Source organism: Streptomyces sp. NPDC127092, assembly GCF_042722475.1.
In the GTDB taxonomy this organism is placed as follows: Bacteria; Actinomycetota; Actinomycetes; order Streptomycetales; family Streptomycetaceae; genus Streptomyces.
Genome location: NZ_JBHXFE010000050.1, coordinates 8,398 through 20,348, shown reverse-complemented (window position 1 = coordinate 20,348; position 11,951 = coordinate 8,398). Strand labels below are relative to the sequence as shown.

Below are 11,951 nucleotides of genomic sequence, written 5' to 3'. Positions count from 1 at the left end.
GCGCGGGGCGCGGCATCATGGCTCCATGCCCGAAGGAGACACCGTCTGGTACGCGGCGCACCAGCTGGACTCGGCGCTCGCCGGGCGGGTGCTCACGCGCTCCGACCTGCGCGTGCCCCGTTTCGCGACGGCCGATCTCACCGGACGCCGGGTCCTCGACGTGACCCCGCGCGGCAAGCACCTCCTGACCCGGATCGAGGGCGGCCTCACCCTCCACTCCCACCTGCGGATGGACGGTTCGTGGCAGGTGTACGCCACCGGGGAGCGCCCGCGCGGCGGCCCGGCGCATCAGATCCGGGCGATTCTCGGGAACGCGGAGTTCACGGCGTACGGATACCGCCTGCCGGTCCTGGAGCTGATCCGTACGGCTGAGGAGTCCAAGGCCGTCGGTCATCTCGGCCCGGATCTGCTCGGCCCCGACTGGGACCCGGCGGAGGCGGTGCGCCGGCTGGTCGCCGATCCCGCGCGCACCCTCGGCGAGGCCCTGCTCGACCAGCGCAACCTCGCCGGGATCGGCAACGTCTACAAGTCGGAGCTGGCCTTCCTGGCCGGCGTCACGCCCTGGCTGCCGGTCGGCGAGCTTGCCGAGGGCGTCCCGGAGCGTCTGGTGGCCACCGCGCACCGGCTTCTGGAGGCGAACAAGGACCGTCCGGGCCGGCGGACGACCCCGCCCCGGCGCGGAGGCGAGCTCCTCTACGTCTACGGCCGCGGCGGCCGCCCGTGTCCGCGCTGCGGCACCCCGGTGCGCAGGGCGGAGCTGGCCGACCGCGTGACGTACTGGTGCCCCGGCTGTCAGAAGGGTCCGCAACAGGAGCCGCCGCACTAATTGACGGGCCGTCAGATACGGTCGTACGGTCCCGGCATGGCCCTCACCGCGTACGACCTCACCGGCCGCACCGCGTTCGTCACGGGCGCGGCGAGCGGCATCGGCCGCGCGTCCGCGACGCTCCTCGCCGAGGCGGGCGCGACCGTCCACTGCGCGGACCGTGACGAGACCGGCCTGAAGGAGACCGCGGCCCTGATCGCCCGCCAGGGCGGCACCGCACACGTCCACCCGCTCGACGTCACCGACCGGGCCGCCCTCGCCGCCGCCGTACGCGCCGCGGGCCCGCTGCACGTCATGGCGGCGGTCGCCGGGATCATGCACACGAGCACGGTCCTGGAGACCCGCGACGAGGACCTCGACCGGATCCTGGCGGTGAACTTCAAGGGCGTGCTGTACGCCTGCCAGGAGGCGGTCCGCTCGATGATCGAGCACGGTGTGCCCGGCTCCGTCGTGACCATGGCCTCGGGGGCGATGGACACCGCGAGCCCGGGCCTGCTCTGCTACAGCGTCGCCAAGGCGGCCGTCGTGCAGCTGACCAAGACGCTGGCCGCCGAGGTGGGGCGGCACGGCATCCGGGTGAACGCGGTCGCGCCGGGCTGGGTCCGCACGCCCATGACGGACCGCCACGAGCCGGCCGCCCAGGAGCAGGCCGAGGCCGCGATGGTGCGCGTCTCACCGCTCGGCCGGGTGGGCGAGCCGACGGACGTCGCCCACGCGGTCCTCCATCTCGCCTGCGACGCCTCGTCGTTCACGACGGGCCAGATCCTGCGCCCCAACGGCGGCGTTGCGATGCCCTGGTGAGCGAGAGCCAACACGACAAGCCCCACCGACGAGCCGGCGAGCCGTCCACAGACGAGCCACCCACCGACGCCCAGCCGACCAACCGTCAGCCGCCCGACCGCCCCCCGGTCCCGCCGGACCGACCGGACCCCCCACCCCTCCCGGTAGAGGCGGCCACGTGCACCGGCAGCAGGCTCAGCCCCCAGCCGCCCGCGGCCACCGCCCCCTCGACCGGCCCCGTCTCCCCCGGCACCAGCAGCAGGCGCGCCACCGCCCACCACCAGAGCCCACCGGCCACCAGTCCGGCCGCGACCAGCGTGAGCGTCACCAGCGGAACCCGTCGCCGTACCATGGCCGCCTCCTCCGGTCGACGCTAGTCCCGCAGGATCACCCGGCGGGAGGGCGCACAAGAGGCAACCCCGGCGCACGGGACGCGTATGGCCCTGCGTGACGCCACGATCAGGCGCTCTCCGCCTGGAACATCCACGAATGCTTCTCGAGGTCGGCCGTGAGCCCGATCAGGATGTCCTGCGTCACCGGATCCGGCTCCTCGGTCGCCTCGATCCGCTCGCGCATCCGTGTCACGACCGCGCCCAGCGCGGCGACCAGGATGTCCACGGCCTCCGCGTCCTTGATCCAGCCCTCCGGGACGGTGCCGATGGCGCTCGCGGACGCCACGGTCGAGGCGCGCCCGTCCGGGGTCACGCCGATCGCCGAGGCACGTTCGGCCACCGTGTCGGAGTGCAGCCGGGCCGTGGTGACGACCTCGTCGAGCTGGAGGTGGACGGAGCGGAAGCGGGGACCGATGACGTTCCAGTGGACCTGCTTGGCCACCAGGGCGAGGTCGACCAGGTCGACCAACGCTCCCTGCAGTGCGTTGCCCACCGTCTTGAGGGCGGTGTCGGACAGGGAGCTCTTCACGACGGACATGCGACATCTCCAAACGGTCGTACGTTCCCCCACCATGGCACGCATCACCCGAATCCGGCATCTCAAACAAACCGGACCGGAGTTCGTGCGCGAGCGAACCGGAGTTCGTGCGCGAGCGAGGTGCGGGACGCGAACGAGGCAAGGAAAAAGCCCCGGCCATGCGCCCGTAAGGGCACACGCCGGGGCTTTGCCCCACTTCGTTCGTGCTGCTCGGCTCAGGCGGCGACGACGTCCACGGCCTCCGCGGGCGCCTTGATGGTCACCCGCTCGGTGGGCACACCGGCCACCGACGTCACCGACACCGAGTTGAGCATCGGTCGCACCGGCGCCGGCACCGGTTCGCTCGCCGCTGCCGACTCGGCCAGTTCGGCCAGCGACAGCTCGTCGCTCACTTCACGCATGAGCTCGGACATCCGTACGTCCAGCGCGTCGCAGATCGCGGAGAGCAGCTCGGAGGAAGCCTCCTTCTGCCCCCGCTCCACCTCGGAGAGATAGCCGAGCGAAACTCGGGCGGACGAGGAGACTTCGCGCAGAGTACGGCCCTGGCGCTGGCGCTGCCGACGCAGCACGTCACCCAACAGGCGACGGAGCAGAATCATCGGTGGCTCCCTCCTCGGACCGCGTAGCCGCATCCTTCACGCCCCACCGTACAGCCTCGCGCCGCGGCCGTGCGGGGAGCGATGTCGTGTTCACTCATGGCTGCAAACATCAATCTCCCCCGTTCTGTTCCGTATCCTGTGCCCGCGCATTTTCCGAGTGTTCGTCGCCGAGCAGTTCACTGAGCAATTCGAGCACGCTCCGTACACTCTCTCTACGGATTTCCGCTCGATCGCCGTTCAACCGCAGCGACGCCACCTTCCCCGCCCCGGCCGCCCCGGCGGACTCGCCCCCGGGGCCGGCGACCGCCACGTACACGGTCCCGACCGGCTGTCCGTCCTGCGGTTCCGGCCCCGCGACGCCGGTCGTCGCGATGCCCCAGTCGGCGCCGAGCCTGACCCGCACACCGGCCGCCATCTGCAGCGCGACCTCCGGGTCGACCGCGCCGCGCTCCGCCAGGAGGGTCCCGTCCACGCCGAGGATCTGCTCCTTCAGGGGCGTGGCGTAGGCCGTGACGGAGCCGCGGAAGCCCTTCGAGGACCCGGGCGCGGCGGTGAGCTCCGCGGCCACGAGACCGCCCGTCAGGGACTCCGCGACGGCCACGGTCTCACCACGCAGCGCGAGCAGCCGGAGCACCCGGGCGGCCTCGTTCATCGTCCGTCCGCCTCCGTGCTGCCGGCGCCGGCCGCCGCCGCGCGCTCCGCCGCGAGTCCCCTGCGCCTCAGGACGACCGCCTGTCGCACGTAGTCCAGGCCGGTGACGACCGTCAGCACGACGGCCACCGCCATCACCCACCAGCGCAGGGTGGCGAGTGGACCGGTGAGCATCAGGACGTACATGCCCACGGCCGTGCCCTGGGCGAGCGTCTTCATCTTGCCGCCGCGACTGGCCGGGATCACTCCGTGCCGGATCACCCAGAAGCGCATCAGCGTGATGCCGAGTTCACGGGCCAGGATCACGCCCGTCACCCACCACGGCAGGTCGCCCAGCGCGGACAGGCTGATCAGTCCGGCCGCCATGATCGCCTTGTCGGCGATCGGGTCGGCGATCTTCCCGAAGTCGGTGACCAGGTTGTACGTCCTGGCCAGGTGCCCGTCGAAGACGTCCGTGATCATGGCGACGGCGAACGCCGCCCAGGCCCAGGCCCGCCACGCGGGGTCGTGCCCGCCGTCCTGGAGCAGCAGCACCACGAAGCCGGGCACGAGCACCAGCCGGACCATGGTGAGGATGTTCGCGATGTTCCACAGGCTGGCCTGGTTGACGGCCGCAGCGCCCAGCTTGCCGCGCGGCGCCGGCCTACCGGTCCCGCCCGTCGCGGATGCCGGGACTCCGGTCATCTGCCCGCCTCCTCATCCAGACAGTCGGCCACGAGGTCGACACCCTCGGTGTCGACGACCTTGGCCCTGACCATACGGCCCGGGGCCAGGCCGAGGCCCTCGGCCGAGTCCGCGGGGAGGAGCACCTGGCCGTCGGTCTCGGGCGCCTGGTGGGCGGCCCGGCCGATCCAGCCGTCCTCCTCCTCGTCGAAGGATTCGACCAGTACTTCCAGGGTCTCGCCGATCCGCTCTTCCGCGCGCTGGGCGGTGAGCTCCTCGGCGAGCCGGGACAGGTGGGCGAGGCGCTCGTCGATCACGTCCTGGTCGAGCTTGTGCTCGTAACCGGCCGCCTCGGTGCCGTCCTCGTCGGAGTAGCCGAAGACGCCGATGGCGTCAAGGCGGGCATGCGTGACGAAGCGTTCCAGCTCGGCGAAGTCCGCCTCGGTCTCGCCGGGGAAGCCGACGATGAAGTTGGAGCGGGCACCGGCGGCCGGCGCCTTGGAGCGGATGGTGTCCAGGAGCTCCAGGAAGCGGTCGGTGTCGCCGAAGCGGCGCATCGCCCGCAGCACGTCCGGCGCGCTGTGCTGGAAGGACAGGTCGAAGTACGGCACGACCTTCTCGGTCGAGGTGAGCACGTCGATGAGGCCGGGGCGCATCTCGGCGGGCTGCAGGTAGCTGACCCGGACGCGCTCGATGCCGTCGACGGCGGCCAGCTCGGGCAGCAGGCTCTCCAGGAGGCGGATGTCGCCGAGGTCCTTGCCGTACGAGGTGTTGTTCTCCGATACCAGCATGACCTCCTTCACGCCCTGCTCGGCGAGCCAGCGGGTCTCGTTCAGCACGTCCGAGGGGCGGCGCGAGACGAAGGAGCCGCGGAAGGACGGGATGGCGCAGAAGGTGCAGCGCCGGTCGCAGCCGGAGGCCAGCTTCACGGAGGCGACGGGGCTGGTGTCCAGGCGGCGGCGCAGGGGCGCGCGCGGCCCGGAGGCGGGCGCGAGCCCGTCGGGCAGGTCGGCCGGCACGTTCTCGGGCGCCAGAGGCGCCTCAGGGGCCTCAGGAGCCTCGGGGGCGGCCACGGAGCCGTGCCCGGGCAGTGCCACGGACGCGGCGGCCTGCTGGCGCTCCACGGGCGACAGCGGCAGCAGCTTGCGCCGGTCACGGGGGGCGTGCGCCTCGACGCTGCCGCCGCTGAGGATGGTCTGGAGGCGGCCGGAGATGTCGGCGTAGTCGTCGAAGCCCAGCACGCCGTCGGCCTCGGGAAGGGCCTCGGCGAGCTCCTTGCCGTAGCGCTCGGCCATGCAGCCGACGGCGACGACGGCCTGGGTGCGGCCGTGGTCCTTCAGATCGTTGGCCTCGAGGAGGGCGTCGACGGAGTCCTTCTTGGCGGCTTCGACGAATCCGCAGGTGTTGACGACGGCGACGTCTGCGTCCTCGGCGTTCTCGACGAGCTCCCAGCCGTCCGCTGCCAAGCGGCCTGCGAGCTCCTCCGAGTCCACCTCGTTACGGGCGCAGCCGAGAGTGACAAGGGCGACGGTACGGCGTTCGGGCATGGACTCAAGACTACTTCGTCCCGGCCGTACCTCCGTCGCGCAGGGTTCACCTGCGCGACGGGCGTCACATCGTGCGGGGCTCAGCCGGCCTGCGGGTCGCCCTTGGTGTAGGACAGGCGCTCGACCTGGCCGGACTCGAACGAGTCCTCGATCTTCTTGCCGTTGACGTAGAGCTCGATCGGCCCGGCGTTGCCGAGGATCAGGTCGATGCGCTCGTCGTCCTGGAAGGTCTTGGACTCGCCCTCCAGGAGGAGCCCGTCGAAGAGCAGCTTGCCGTCGGCGCCCTTGGCCGAGATCCAGCTCTTGTCGTCGGTCGCGGTGAGCCTGACCGTGACCTTGTCCTGCGGGACCGCCGCGATGGCGCTCTCGGAGGGCACGGGCTTCGGCGGGGCGGGCTTGACCGGCTTGGGCTTGGCGGGGGCGGTGGTGGTCTTGGTCGCCGGGGCGGGGCCTTCCGCGGACGCGCCCGCGCCGCCGGTGCTGTCGGTCCCGTTGAACATCGTGAAGCCGACGAAGCCGACGACGGCGACGATCGCCGCGACCATGGCGGCGGTCCAGTTGGGACGGCGCGGCTCGGGGCGGATCCGCTCCGCCTCGAACAGCGGTGCGGCGGGGGTCGGCGCGGGGCGGCCGCCGTGCCCGGCGTCGTACTGTTCGATCAGCGGTGCCGGATCGAGCCCGACGACACGCGCGAGGGTGCGGATGTGCCCGCGGGCGTAGACGTCGCCGCCGCAGCGCGAGAAGTCGTCCTCCTCGATCGCGTGCACGATCGGGACGCGCACCCGGGTGGAGGCGCTGACCTCTTCGACGGTGAGACCGGCGGCGACACGGGCCTGCTGGAGGGCACGACCGATCGAATCCCGGTCATCTGCCGGGAAGTTCCGGTCGTCCTCGGGGGATTCGGGGGAGTTGCCGATGGACACGAGAGCGCCTTTCGAGCGTGTAGCCACCTGCTGGATGTTCAGTCTATGGGTGGTACGAAAGGGTGGGGCAACCGGGCGGGCGTCGTTTGTACGCCATGAGGCTGGGATGTACGCCGTGAGGCGGGGACGTACGCCGTGAGGCTGGGACGAGGTTCTTCCCCTCCCTCCAACTTGACGTACGCCCAAGGGAAACGGTTGCCCACCTTCCCTTACGAGTGAGTCTCGGCCGGGTCTCGTTACGGCCGCTGCGCCACCCGGGCCCGGTCAGGCCCCGTCCTCCCCGCGGATCACGGCGAGCACCGCGTCCAGTTCGTCCGGCTTGACCAGCACGTCTCGCGCCTTGGATCCCTCGCTCGGCCCGACGATGTTCCGCGACTCCATCAGGTCCATGAGCCGGCCGGCCTTGGCGAAGCCCACGCGCAGCTTGCGCTGGAGCATCGAGGTGGAGCCGAACTGGGTCGAGACCACCAGCTCGGCGGCCTGGCACAGCAGGTCGAGGTCGTCGCCGATCTCCTCGTCGATCTCCTTCTTCTGCTTGGTCCCCACGGTGACGTCGTCCCGGAAGACGGGCGCCATCTGGTCCTTGCAGTGCTGGACGACGGCGGCGACCTCGTGCTCGGTGACGAAGGCGCCCTGCATGCGGACCGGCTTGTTCGCGCCCATCGGCAGGAACAGCCCGTCGCCCTTGCCGATGAGCTTCTCGGCGCCGGGCTGGTCGAGGATGACGCGGCTGTCGGCGAGCGAGGAGGTGGCGAAGGCGAGCCGTGACGGCACGTTCGCCTTGATCAGACCGGTGACCACGTCCACCGACGGCCGCTGGGTGGCGAGCACCAGATGGATGCCTGCCGCGCGGGCCAGCTGGGTGATGCGCACGATCGCGTCCTCGACGTCCCTCGGCGCGACCATCATCAGGTCGGCGAGCTCGTCGACGATCACCAGGAGGTACGGGTAGGTCTTGAGCTCGCGCTCGCTGCCGGGCGGCAGCTGGACCTTGCCGTCCCGGATCGCCTGGTTGAAGTCGTCGATGTGCCGGAAGCCGAAGGCCGCGAGGTCGTCGTAGCGCAGGTCCATCTCGCGCACCACCCACTGCAGGGCCTCGGCGGCCTTCTTGGGGTTGGTGATGATCGGGGTGATCAGGTGCGGGATGCCCTCGTACGCGGTGAGCTCGACCCGCTTGGGGTCGACGAGCACCATCCGGACGTCCTCCGGCGTCGCCCTTATCATCACCGAGGTGATCAGGCAGTTGATGCAGGACGACTTGCCGGAGCCGGTGGCGCCGGCCACGAGGATGTGCGGCATCTTCGCCAGGTTGGCCATCACGTAGCCGCCCTCGACGTCCTTGCCGAGCGCCACCAGCATCGGGTGATCGTCCTCCGCCGCCTCCGCGAGGCGCAGCACGTCGCCGAGGTTGACCATCTCCCGGTCGGTGTTCGGGATCTCGATGCCGACCGCGGACTTGCCCGGGATCGGCGAGATGATCCGCACGTCGGGGCTGGCCACGGCGTACGCGATGTTCTTGGTGAGCGCGGTGATCTTCTCGACCTTGACGGCCGGACCGAGCTCCACCTCGTAGCGGGTGACCGTCGGGCCGCGGGTGAAGCCGGTGACGGCCGCGTCGACCTTGAACTCGGCGAAGACGTTGGTGAGCGAGTCCACGATGGCGTCGTTGGCGGCGCTGCGCGTCTTGCCCGGCCCGCCGCGCTCCAGCAGGTCCATGGAGGGCAGGGAGTACGTGATGTCGCCGGCGAGCTGGAGCTGCTCGGCCCGGGCCGGCAGCTCGGTCGGCTCGGGCGCCGGCTTCGTCAGGTCGGGCACCGCCCCGCCCGTCCGGTCCTTCGCGGCGCCCCGCGCCGTCGGCAGGGGCACGGAGGACGGCGCTTCCTCGGCGTCGGCGGCGGCCACGTCGGCGTCCGCGGCGGAGGCCGCCACGGCGGCGGCCCGCTCGGCGGTGACGTCCCGGGTCAGGTCGGCGACCAGCGGGGACGGCGGCATGCCGTTGAGGACGGCGCCGTCCAGCGCGGCGGCCGCCGCGGCGGCCACGTCGACCGGGTCGAGGCCCGTGGTGTCGAAGGCGGAGGCGGGCGGGGTACGGCGCCGGCCGCGCCGCTCCAGGGCCACGGCCTCCGCGCGGTCGGGGTCGTACTCGCCGGAGCCGGGCGCGCGCCGGCGCACCGGCCGGGCCGCCCGGGGCGCGTCGTCACGCCAGTCGTCGCCGTACTCCTCGTGTCCGCCGGTCCCCTCCGGCGCGTGCTCCGGCTCGACGAGACCGAGCCGGGCGCCAAGGGCGCGCAGCCGCTGCGGAATGGCGTTGACGGGCGTGGCCGTGACCACGAGCAGACCGAAGACCGTGAGCAGCACCAGCATGGGCACCGCCAGGACCTCGCCCATCATGAAGACCAGCGGTTTGGACGCGGCCCAGCCGATGAGGCCGCCGGCGTCCTGCATGGCCTGGGTGCCGTCGCCGCGGCCGGGCGAGCCGCACGCGATGTGCACCTGCCCGAGCACGCCGATGACCAGCGCGGACAGACCGATGACGATCCGCCCGTTGGCCTCCGGCTTCTCCGGGTAGAGGATCAGCCGCACGCCGATCGCGCCGAGCAGCAGCGGGACCAGCAGGTCGAGCCGCCCGAAGGCGCCGGTGACCAGCATCTCCACCAGGTCGCCGACGGGGCCGCGCAGATGCGACCAGGTGCCGGCGGCGACGATCAGGGCGACGCCGAGCAGCAGCAGCGCGAGGCCGTCCTTGCGGTGCGCCGGGTCGAGGCCCTTGGCGCCCCGCCCTATCCCCCGGAACATCGCTCCCACGGCGTGCGCGAGTCCGAGCCAGATCCCGCGCACCAGCCGGTAGACGCCACCGGTGGGTGACGGAGCCGGGCGGGGCGCGGCCTTCTTCGCCGCCGTCTTGCGCGCGGGTGCGCGCTTGGCGGGCGCGGCCTTCTTCGCCGGCGCCTTCTTCGCGGGGGGTTTGGCGGGCGACTTGGCGGCCACCGCCTTCTTCGCGGTACCGCTCGTACGGCCGGCGGCTCGCGGCTTCGCGGTGCCCGCCGTGCCCTGGGAACCCTTGCCGGACGTACGTGAGGCCATGGTGCTGAGGTTACCTGCGCAACCGGCCGGGGAAACAGCGCTCCCTGCGCTCACCCGTTCGTGTCGTTCCCGCCACGGCGGGAAACTGACGCCCGCTCACGCCGGGCACCGCTCCGATGACGGTGCGTCAGCTCCGCGCGGGCCGGTGCGTCAGCCCGCCACGGCCGGTGCGTCAGCACCGCCAGGGCCGGTGGGTCAGTTCCTCGCGGGCCGGTGCGTCAGCTCTGCGAGGGCAGGGTGGGCGCGCCGCCCGTACCCGGCTCGAGGGCGTCGAGGGCCCGGCGCAGACCCGTGAGCTTGCGCTCCAGGTGTGCGGCGGTGGCGACGGCCGCCGCGTCCGCGGAGTCGTCGTCGAGCTGCTTGGACAGCGCCTCGGCCTGCTCCTCGACCGCGGCGAGCCGGGCCGAGAGCTCGGCGAGCAGTCCCGCCGACTCCTTGGTCTGGCCGTTCGTGCCGCCGCCCTCCAGCTGGAGGCGGAGCAGCGCGGCCTGCTCGCGGAGCTGACAGTTCTTCATGTACAGCTCGACGAAGACGGAGACCTTGGCGCGCAGCACCCACGGGTCGAAGGGCTTGGAGATGTAGTCGACCGCGCCCGCCGCGTACCCGCGGAAGGTGTGGTGCGGGCCGTGGTTGATGGCGGTGAGGAAGATGATCGGGATGTCCCGGGTCCGCTCGCGCCGCTTGATGTGCGCGGCCGTCTCGAAACCGTCCATGCCGGGCATCTGGACGTCCAGCAGAATGACCGCGAAGTCGTCGGTCAGCAGCGCCTTGAGCGCTTCCTCCCCGGACGATGCCCGCACCAGTGTCTGATCGAGCGCGGAGAGAATGGCCTCCAGCGCCAGCAGATTCTCCGGCCGGTCATCGACCAGGAGGATCTTGGCCTTCTGCACCATGCCCCGTCCTCCTCGCCCCGGCACTGGCTCTCTCCGGCTCTGCGTGCCGGGGGAAGCACCGGGCGCCGCCCCAGAAGACGACTCCCATGCGCCGTCCGTCCTTGTGCCGGTCATCGTAGCCGCACCCCGCCCGTCGCCACACCCTGTCACCGCATTGTCACGGAGCACGCAAGAGCGTGCCCCTCCGTCGAACGCGGTGGGAGACCAGAAGGTTCCCCGTCCGGCGGGCTCTCACACCCGTGTGGCGACGGCCGGCCAGCGGGCCGTCGCCCCTCAGGACGGGCCTCCCGACGGGACGAGCCCGTGGGGAGGCCCCTGGGAAGTCCCCCGGGAGTCCCCGGCGACCCGAGGGTCCCTGGGGACTCCCTGGCGAGCCCTCGGGGCCCCGCTAGCGCCCCTCTCCCCGCATCCACTGCTCCATCACCGTCAGCAGGTAGTCCGGGTCGACCGGCTTCGTCACGTAGTCCGAGGCCCCGGACTCGATCGCCTTCTCCCGGTCGCCCTTCATCGCCTTGGCCGTCAGCGCGATGATCGGCAGCCCCGCGAACTGCGGCATCCGCCGGATCGCCGTGGTCGTCGCGTATCCGTCCATCTCGGGCATCATGATGTCCATCAGCACCACCGAGACGTCCTCGTGCTGCTCCAGGACCTCGATGCCCTCGCGCCCGTTCTCCGCGTACAGCACCGCGAGCCCGTGCTGCTCCAGGACGCTGGTGAGCGCGAACACGTTACGGATGTCGTCGTCGACGATCAGGACCTTCTCACCCGCGAACGTGAACACCGGACGCGGCTCGGGCTCCGGCCGCTCCTCCTCCGCCGCCTGGTCGCCCTTCCCGGGCTGCCCCGGCACCTGCGCCACCTGGTCCACCGTCTTGCGGCGGTGCCGGAACAGCGCTCCCGCCCCCGACCTGGCCTCGGCGTGCGCCGGTGCGGGCGCGAAGTGCACCAGACCCTCCGCGGTCTCCGGCTCGGCACCGAGCCGGCCCCCCGGCCCCACAGAGTCGGGCACACGCCCCGACACCCCCGGCCCTACCCGGCCCAACAGCCTTTCCAAC

12 protein-coding genes are annotated in these 11,951 nt (G+C 72.0%); 2 read left to right on the top strand and 10 right to left on the bottom strand.

What is annotated here, in order from left to right:
* The first annotated feature begins 25 nt into the window (after window positions 1-25).
* Window positions 26-826, top strand: a complete 801-nt coding sequence (locus ACFWJO_RS31545; RefSeq protein ID WP_386870672.1) for an Fpg/Nei family DNA glycosylase — start codon at window positions 26-28, stop codon at window positions 824-826.
* 36 nt (window positions 827-862) lie between these two features.
* Window positions 863-1,627: an SDR family NAD(P)-dependent oxidoreductase gene (locus ACFWJO_RS31540; protein ID WP_386870670.1), complete on the top strand. Its 765-nt coding sequence runs from the start codon at window positions 863-865 to the stop codon at window positions 1,625-1,627.
* 85 nt (window positions 1,628-1,712) lie between these two features.
* On the opposite strand, the gene ACFWJO_RS31535 is transcribed toward ACFWJO_RS31540, so the two are convergent.
* The 10 genes from ACFWJO_RS31535 to ACFWJO_RS31490 all read right to left on the bottom strand — a co-directional run.
* On the bottom strand, window positions 1,713-1,958 hold the full coding sequence (locus ACFWJO_RS31535; RefSeq protein WP_386870668.1) for a hypothetical protein: 246 nt from the start codon (window positions 1,956-1,958) through the stop codon (window positions 1,713-1,715).
* A gap of 107 nt (window positions 1,959-2,065) precedes the next feature.
* Complete coding sequence (locus ACFWJO_RS31530; RefSeq protein ID WP_386870666.1) at window positions 2,066-2,536, bottom strand: Dps family protein; 471 nt, start codon at window positions 2,534-2,536, stop codon at window positions 2,066-2,068.
* 215 nt (window positions 2,537-2,751) lie between these two features.
* Entirely contained in the window at window positions 2,752-3,135 is a 384-nt protein-coding gene (locus ACFWJO_RS31525; RefSeq protein ID WP_019889909.1) for a helix-turn-helix domain-containing protein, read from the bottom strand.
* A 109-nt stretch (window positions 3,136-3,244) separates the two neighbouring features.
* On the bottom strand, window positions 3,245-3,787 hold the full coding sequence (locus tag ACFWJO_RS31520; protein WP_386870664.1) for a CinA family protein: 543 nt from the start codon (window positions 3,785-3,787) through the stop codon (window positions 3,245-3,247).
* On the bottom strand, window positions 3,784-4,470 hold the full coding sequence (gene pgsA / locus ACFWJO_RS31515) for a CDP-diacylglycerol--glycerol-3-phosphate 3-phosphatidyltransferase (protein ID WP_386870663.1): 687 nt from the start codon (window positions 4,468-4,470) through the stop codon (window positions 3,784-3,786). Before pgsA ends, ACFWJO_RS31520 begins: the two co-directional genes overlap by 4 nt.
* Window positions 4,467-5,996 (bottom strand): 30S ribosomal protein S12 methylthiotransferase RimO, encoded by a 1,530-nt coding sequence (gene rimO / locus ACFWJO_RS31510; protein WP_386870661.1) that lies wholly within the window; start codon window positions 5,994-5,996, stop codon window positions 4,467-4,469. The genes pgsA and rimO overlap by 4 nt, the downstream gene beginning before the upstream one ends.
* Before the next feature lie 80 nt (window positions 5,997-6,076).
* Window positions 6,077-6,919, bottom strand: coding sequence for a helix-turn-helix domain-containing protein (locus ACFWJO_RS31505; protein WP_386870659.1), 843 nt, complete (start codon window positions 6,917-6,919; stop codon window positions 6,077-6,079).
* A 264-nt stretch (window positions 6,920-7,183) separates the two neighbouring features.
* Window positions 7,184-10,003: a DNA translocase FtsK gene (locus ACFWJO_RS31500; protein ID WP_386870657.1), complete on the bottom strand. Its 2,820-nt coding sequence runs from the start codon at window positions 10,001-10,003 to the stop codon at window positions 7,184-7,186.
* 218 nt (window positions 10,004-10,221) lie between these two features.
* A complete protein-coding gene (locus ACFWJO_RS31495) occupies window positions 10,222-10,896 on the bottom strand; it encodes a two-component system response regulator (protein WP_386870655.1) in 675 nt (224 codons plus the stop codon).
* 388 nt (window positions 10,897-11,284) lie between these two features.
* The coding region (locus ACFWJO_RS31490) for a response regulator (RefSeq protein WP_386870653.1) at window positions 11,285-11,951 on the bottom strand (667 nt) is incomplete at its 5' end.

Bases quoted from the DNA above. Each gene is read 5' to 3' on its own strand.
- ACFWJO_RS31545 (WP_386870672.1), top strand. From the start codon at position 26: ATGCCCGAAGGAGACACCGTCTGGTACGCGGCGCACCAGCTGGACTCG.
- ACFWJO_RS31540 (WP_386870670.1), top strand. From the start codon at position 863: ATGGCCCTCACCGCGTACGACCTCACCGGCCGCACCGCGTTCGTCACG.
- ACFWJO_RS31535 (WP_386870668.1), bottom strand. From the start codon at position 1,958: ATGGTACGGCGACGGGTTCCGCTGGTGACGCTCACGCTGGTCGCGGCC.
- ACFWJO_RS31530 (WP_386870666.1), bottom strand. From the start codon at position 2,536: ATGTCCGTCGTGAAGAGCTCCCTGTCCGACACCGCCCTCAAGACGGTG.
- ACFWJO_RS31525 (WP_019889909.1), bottom strand. From the start codon at position 3,135: ATGATTCTGCTCCGTCGCCTGTTGGGTGACGTGCTGCGTCGGCAGCGC.
- ACFWJO_RS31520 (WP_386870664.1), bottom strand. From the start codon at position 3,787: ATGAACGAGGCCGCCCGGGTGCTCCGGCTGCTCGCGCTGCGTGGTGAG.
- pgsA (WP_386870663.1), bottom strand. From the start codon at position 4,470: ATGACCGGAGTCCCGGCATCCGCGACGGGCGGGACCGGTAGGCCGGCG.
- rimO (WP_386870661.1), bottom strand. From the start codon at position 5,996: ATGCCCGAACGCCGTACCGTCGCCCTTGTCACTCTCGGCTGCGCCCGT.
- ACFWJO_RS31500 (WP_386870657.1), bottom strand. From the start codon at position 10,003: ATGGCCTCACGTACGTCCGGCAAGGGTTCCCAGGGCACGGCGGGCACC.
- ACFWJO_RS31495 (WP_386870655.1), bottom strand. From the start codon at position 10,896: ATGGTGCAGAAGGCCAAGATCCTCCTGGTCGATGACCGGCCGGAGAAT.